This window comes from Klebsiella sp. BIGb0149 (genome assembly GCF_004362605.1).
Classification (GTDB): domain Bacteria; phylum Pseudomonadota; class Gammaproteobacteria; order Enterobacterales; family Enterobacteriaceae; genus Klebsiella; species Klebsiella terrigena.
The window spans coordinates 1-1,477 of sequence record NZ_SNYG01000016.1; the positions used below are offsets into that span (position 1 = coordinate 1).

Annotated in this window: 1 rRNA gene (cut by a window edge); it reads right to left on the reverse strand. The window is 52.1% G+C overall.

The features are described 5' to 3' along the window. Positions 1–71: 71 nt before the first annotated feature. Positions 72–1,477: ribosomal RNA gene (locus EDF75_RS26990) — 23S ribosomal RNA — on the reverse strand; it runs 1,576 nt beyond the window's last position.

Below are 1,477 nucleotides of genomic sequence, written 5' to 3' on the forward strand. Positions count from 1 at the left end.
AAGGCCTGTCAGTTAATCTGTATCAGCTGAAAATCTCTCAAATTCACCACACCAAACAGCTTTGGCGTTGTAAGGTTAAGCCTCACGGTTCATTAGTATCGGTTAGCTCAACGTATCGCTACGCTTACACACCCGACCTATCAACGTCGTCGTCTTCAACGTTCCTTCAGGACCCTTAAAGGGTCAGGGAGAACTCATCTCGGGGCAAGTTTCGTGCTTAGATGCTTTCAGCACTTATCTTTTCCGCATTTAGCTACCGGGCAATGCCATTGGCATGACAACCCGAACACCAGTGATGCGTCCACTCCGGTCCTCTCGTACTAGGAGCAGCCCCCCTCAATTCTCCAGCGCCCACGGCAGATAGGGACCGAACTGTCTCACGACGTTCTAAACCCAGCTCGCGTACCACTTTAAACGGCGAACAGCCGTACCCTTGGGACCTACTTCAGCCCCAGGATGTGATGAGCCGACATCGAGGTGCCAAACACCGCCGTCGATATGAACTCTTGGGCGGTATCAGCCTGTTATCCCCGGAGTACCTTTTATCCGTTGAGCGATGGCCCTTCCATTCAGAACCACCGGATCACTATGACCTGCTTTCGCACCTGCTCGCGCCGTCACGCTCGCAGTCAAGCTAGCTTATGCCATTGCACTAACCTCCTGATGTCCGACCAGGATTAGCTAACCTTCGTGCTCCTCCGTTACTCTTTGGGAGGAGACCGCCCCAGTCAAACTACCCACCAGACACTGTCCGCAACCCCGATTAGGGGTCTACGTTAGAACATCAAACATTAAAGGGTGGTATTTCAAGGTTGGCTCCACGCAGACTGGCGTCCACGCTTCAAAGCCTCCCACCTATCCTACACATCAAGGCTCAATGTTCAGTGTCAAGCTATAGTAAAGGTTCACGGGGTCTTTCCGTCTTGCCGCGGGTACACTGCATCTTCACAGCGAGTTCAATTTCACTGAGTCTCGGGTGGAGACAGCCTGGCCATCATTACGCCATTCGTGCAGGTCGGAACTTACCCGACAAGGAATTTCGCTACCTTAGGACCGTTATAGTTACGGCCGCCGTTTACCGGGGCTTCGATCAAGAGCTTCTCCTTACGGATAACCCCATCAATTAACCTTCCGGCACCGGGCAGGCGTCACACCGTATACGTCCACTTTCGTGTTTGCACAGTGCTGTGTTTTTAATAAACAGTTGCAGCCAGCTGGTATCTTCGACTGATTTCAGCTCCACGAGCAAGTCGTTTCACTTACCATCAGCGTGCCTTCTCCCGAAGTTACGGCACCATTTTGCCTAGTTCCTTCACCCGAGTTCTCTCAAGCGCCTTGGTATTCTCTACCTGACCACCTGTGTCGGTTTGGGGTACGATTTGATGTTACCTGATGCTTAGAGGCTTTTCCTGGAAGCAGGGCATTTGTTACTTCAGCACCGTAGTGCCTCGTCGTCACACCTCAGCGTTAACAGAAG